Annotated in this window: 5 protein-coding genes; 1 reads left to right on the plus strand and 4 read right to left on the minus strand. The window is 59.3% G+C overall.

Translation table 11 applies throughout. The features are described 5' to 3' along the window. From B9Z01_RS34500 to metC, 4 genes are all read right to left on the minus strand, one after another. On the minus strand, positions 1 to 695 hold a 695-nt coding region (locus B9Z01_RS34500), incomplete at its 3' end, for an amino acid ABC transporter ATP-binding protein (protein ID WP_085489994.1). Then, positions 692 to 1,342, minus strand: coding sequence for an amino acid ABC transporter permease (locus B9Z01_RS34505; protein ID WP_085489995.1), 651 nt, complete (start codon positions 1,340 to 1,342; stop codon positions 692 to 694). The genes B9Z01_RS34500 and B9Z01_RS34505, both read right to left, overlap by 4 nt. Before the next feature lie 2 nt (positions 1,343 to 1,344). Continuing rightward, positions 1,345 to 2,187, minus strand: a complete 843-nt coding sequence (locus B9Z01_RS34510; RefSeq protein ID WP_244196259.1) for an ABC transporter substrate-binding protein — start codon at positions 2,185 to 2,187, stop codon at positions 1,345 to 1,347. 38 nt (positions 2,188 to 2,225) lie between these two features. Next, a complete protein-coding gene (gene metC, locus B9Z01_RS34515) occupies positions 2,226 to 3,389 on the minus strand; it encodes a cystathionine beta-lyase (protein WP_085489997.1) in 1,164 nt (387 codons plus the stop codon). Between the two features lie 101 nt (positions 3,390 to 3,490). Between metC and B9Z01_RS34520 the strand changes: the two genes are divergently transcribed. Beyond that, complete coding sequence (locus B9Z01_RS34520; protein WP_244196260.1) at positions 3,491 to 4,483, plus strand: LysR substrate-binding domain-containing protein; 993 nt, start codon at positions 3,491 to 3,493, stop codon at positions 4,481 to 4,483. Positions 4,484 to 4,508: the final 25 nt, after the last annotated feature.

Consider the following 4,508-nt stretch of genomic DNA (forward strand, 5'->3'; position numbering starts at 1 on the left):
TCTTCAGCAACCACGCCGCCGTCCATGAAAACGACCCGATCCGCAACATCTCGCGCAAACCGCACTTCGTGCGTGACGATCAGCATCGTCATGCCCAGTTTTGCAACATCGCGCATTCCGGTTAGGACATCCTCCCGCAGCGCTGGATCGAGAGCGGACGTGGGCTCGTCGAAGAATATGACTTCCGGATCCATCGCGAGCGCACGCGCGATCGCTACGCGCTGCTTCTGACCTCCAGACAACCGTCCGGGATACTCGTTGGCTTTTGCCGCCAGGCCAACCTGTGTCAGCAGGCGCATTGCACGCTCCGATGCCTGCGCGCGGGGAAGGCCCTTGACGCTGACCGGACCTTCCATCACGTTTTCCAGGGCTGTCCTGTGTGGAAAGAGGTTGAACGACTGGAATACCATTGCCGTGCGCTGGCGGATCGCGCGAATCTTCTTCTGATGCTCACGTGACGGCTTCGATGAACCAGCGCATTCGACATCAATGCCGCACACAGTCACGGTGCCCGCATCCGGCATTTCGAGGAAATTCAGTGAGCGCAGCAGCGTAGTCTTGCCCGAGCCGGACGGCCCCATCACAACGACAACTTCGCCTTTCGATACACTGAAGTCGACGCCGCGCAACACCTGGTTGCCGCCGAAGGCCTTCGAAAGTCCACGAACTTCTATTGTCCTGATATCCGTATTCATACAAAACGCCTCGACAAGCGATTCTCGAGAACCGTCTGGACTATCGTGAGAATCTGGTTGATGCCCCAGTAGATGAGGCCGACCATCAGGAACATTTCCATGTAGCGGAAGGTGGATGCGCCGACCTGGTCGGCCACGCGTGTCAGTTCCACCACCGTGATGGTCGAAGCGAGCGACGTATCTTTGATTAGTGCAATCAAGCGGCTGCCGACGGGCGGAATAGCGATGCGCAGCCCCTGAGGGAGGATAACCCGCGACATGGCTTTCCAATAACCCATGCCCAGCGACATCGCAGCTTCCCACTGGCCCTTGTCCACTGCGTTGATGCCGGAACGGAAGTTCTCGCTCAGATACGCTGCGGAGAACAGCGTTAGCGCGAGAAGCGCGGCAGGAACCGGGTCAAGTGTCAGACCGTATCGGGGCAAGCCGAAATAGATAAGCAGTATCTGCACGAGCAGCGGCGTGCCACGAAAGATGGATACATATGCGAATGCGAACGCGCGCAGTACGCCTATGCTCGAGACACGGGCCAGCGCGACGAGCAATCCCAGTGTCGAACCAAGCACGAACGACGATAACCCGAGAAAGACCGTCATCAGCACCGCGCTCCTCAACAGCGGCAGCGAGCGCATGAAAAGTTCGATCATGGCTACTCCTTTTGCGCCTGGGCTTTGGCGATCGTACCTGGCATATCGTAATCGCGCCCGACCCACTTCTTCGCAATGGCCTGAATCGTCCCGTCAGCTCTCATGTCCGAGATCGCCTTATTGACTGCCGCGCGCAGAGCCGGTTGGCCTTTCACCATAGCCGGCGCCGATAGCTGATAGATCAAGGGTTCGCCCACTTCCTTCACGGGTAAGTGGTTGACGTTGGCGTACTTCATGCCGCCGAAGTGAGAAATAATCACCGCGTCGATCCGCCCACTGCCCAGATCGTTGAAGACGAGCCCCCCGTTGTCGTAGGAACGGATATCGGAGTCACGCAGGTGTGCTCGTGCCCATGTTTCATTGCTGGAGCCGGTGACCACGCCCACCCGCTTGCCTTTAAGGGTGTCTTTGCCCTTAATGTCCGTGTTACCGGCAGGTACGAAAATACGGAAATCCTCCACACCGTATGGGTCGCCGAAATCAACCTGTTGTTCCCGTTCAGGCGTAGGTGTGAGATCGTTCATCACGAGGTCGTACTTGCCCGTCTTCAACCCTTCCACGAAGTTCTTGAACGAATCGGCGACGAATACGACATTCGGCACGCCAATGCGTTTGCCGACTTCCTTTGCAATCGCGACGTCATAGCCGACAGGCTTATTGTTTTCGTCAAGCATGCTCCACGGCGGACTGCTCTGGGTGTTGGCCACGCGCAATGTGCCGTTCGCCTTCGCCTGCGCAAGCAGGTCTGCTGCTGCTTGTGCGGTAGCGGAAAAGCTGGACGCCGCGCAAAGCGCCACGAAACTCACTGTCGTGATAGCGCGTCTCCATCCATTGATTGTTTTCATGTCGTACTCACTCATCCAGGTAATTGAACGGAAAAATATCAGGTAGCGGCTACGCGGGTTCGTTTGAATGCGTCGAGACCCGCATTCAGGTCTGCAAGTAGCATTGCTGGGTCCTCCAGCCCGATCGAAAGGCGCACGATGGGCTGGTCGGTAAGCGGGAACGCGCGCTCGGCCTGCAACGGGGCCGGATAGTAGGCAGCGAGGCTATGCACGCCCCCCCAGCTAGCACCGATGGCGAAATGCTGGAGCGCATCGAAGAACGCGATGAACGCGGCCTCCGGCCCGGGCTGGAGAATCAGGGAGAAGAGACACCCGCTGCTCGAAAAGTCGCGCTTCCAGATGGCGTGGCCGGCGTCGGACAGTAGCGCCGGGAGCAGCACCTTGCTCACCTCCGGGTGGCGTTCGAGTTCCCTCGCGATCTGCAGCGTCGCGGCGCTCTGGGCTGCGAAACGGACCTTCAGGGTTTCCAGACCGCGCATTACGAGGAAGCAGTCGTCGGGGCTGGTCTGCTGGCCGAGAATGCTCTGCGTCTCGCGCACTGTCGCGTAGTAACCCGCATCGTTCATGCTGATGCAGCCCACCAGCAGATCAGAATGGCCGCCGAAAAATTTCGTCGCGGCTTCGATGCTGAAGTCCACACCGTGTTTGAGCGGCTTGAAAGCGAGCGGGCTTCCCCATGTGTTGTCCATCATCGTCAATACGCCGTGACGTTTCGCGACTTCGACGATCGCCGGGATGTCGGGCATCTCCATCGTCACCGTGCCCGGCGACTCCATGCAGATCATGCGGGTGTTGGGCTTGATGTAGTTATTGATCTCAGCCCCGATTGCGGGCGGATACAGTTCGACTTCGACGTTGAAGTGCGCCAGCCACTTATGCGCGAACGTCTTCAGCGCGCCGTAGCAGGCAGCGGACACGAGCAGGTGATCGCCACCGCGCACGAAACCCATGACGGTCGTCATCAGCGCGGACTGACCAGAGGGCGTCACCACGCAATGCGCGCCGCCTTCGAGTTCGGCGATGCGATGCTCCAGTTGGCGAGCCGTTGGCGTCCCGGTGATGCCATAGCTATACCCGTCCGGTTGCCGTTCCTTGCGGTGCGTAAACTCGGCCAGAGAATCGAATACGACCGTGGATGCCCGTATGACGGCTGGGGACAGACTGCGGAACGGCTGTGGCACTTTCTGGGTTTGACTTGTCATCATGCTCTCGGTGATTGCGTGGTCGTGTATTGACGACTGCAGTTTACTTTCGCCCGGGTTTGCATCAACATCGGAAATAATTAGGTCTATAAGTGCAGATTATGAGGATCAGGGATATCGAGGTGTTCAGGGCGGTCATGAACGCCGGAAGCACGAGTAAAGCGGCGGCCCTGCTCGGCATCTCGCAACCGGCTGTGAGCCAGGCCATCAGGCGCCTGGAAACCATGGCGGATTTCGCGCTGTTCGAGCGGGTACGCAGCCGGCTCGTACCTACCCAGGAAGCCGTTGCGCTGATGCGAGAGGTAGACCAGTACTTCCGCGGCTTCGAGGTCATCGAGCATCGAATCCGCAGTTTGCGGTCTTACGGATTGGGGCGGATGGCGATCGCCTGCCTGCCGGCACTAGGCACGGGCTTTCTGCCTCGCGTCATCGCGGCGTTCGATGCTCCGTCCAGAAACCTGCAAATATCGCTACAGGTAATGAGCTCGCGCGAAGTGCATGAGAAGGTCTCGGCGGGCCAGGTGGATTTCGGCCTGATGTCCGATGAGATGTCGATGGCCGGCCTGGAGCACTCGGTATTCTTGCGTATGCCGGCTGTGGCAGTAATGAACCGGCATCACCCTTTGGCCGCGCGTCCTTTTGTTGCCGTCGCAGATCTGCCTGAATTTCCCTTCATTGCGCTGAATCCCGAAGACAGCACCAGGCTGCGCCTGGACGCGCAACTCACGGCACGCGAAATCCGCCTCAAGACGGTTGTCGAAACGCCGTATTCGCACACGGTATGCGAGCTGTCGCTCGCGGGAGTCGGCATAGGAATCGCTCATCCGCTCGTGACGTTGGACTTCGCAGAACGGGGGCTCGTCGTGAAGCCGATTGACGTCGAGGTCATGTTCACCGGAGTGCTCGTGTTTCGCCCCGGCACCCCACACACGGAGACCGCGAGGCAGTTCATGCGGCACATGAGGATGCAGCTTGAACGTGACCAGAAGGCGCTCAAACTGGCGCTAAGCGCTGCGGCGACAGAGGCGGACGAAGCTGCCGTTCGCAAGCGCAGTCGCAGGCCGGCAGGGGGGCGTGTTTCCCAAAGCCGCTAGTGCTCTGCTTTTCAGACTATCGGCG

This window comes from Paraburkholderia susongensis (assembly GCF_900177725.1).
GTDB lineage: Bacteria > Pseudomonadota > Gammaproteobacteria > Burkholderiales > Burkholderiaceae > Paraburkholderia > Paraburkholderia susongensis.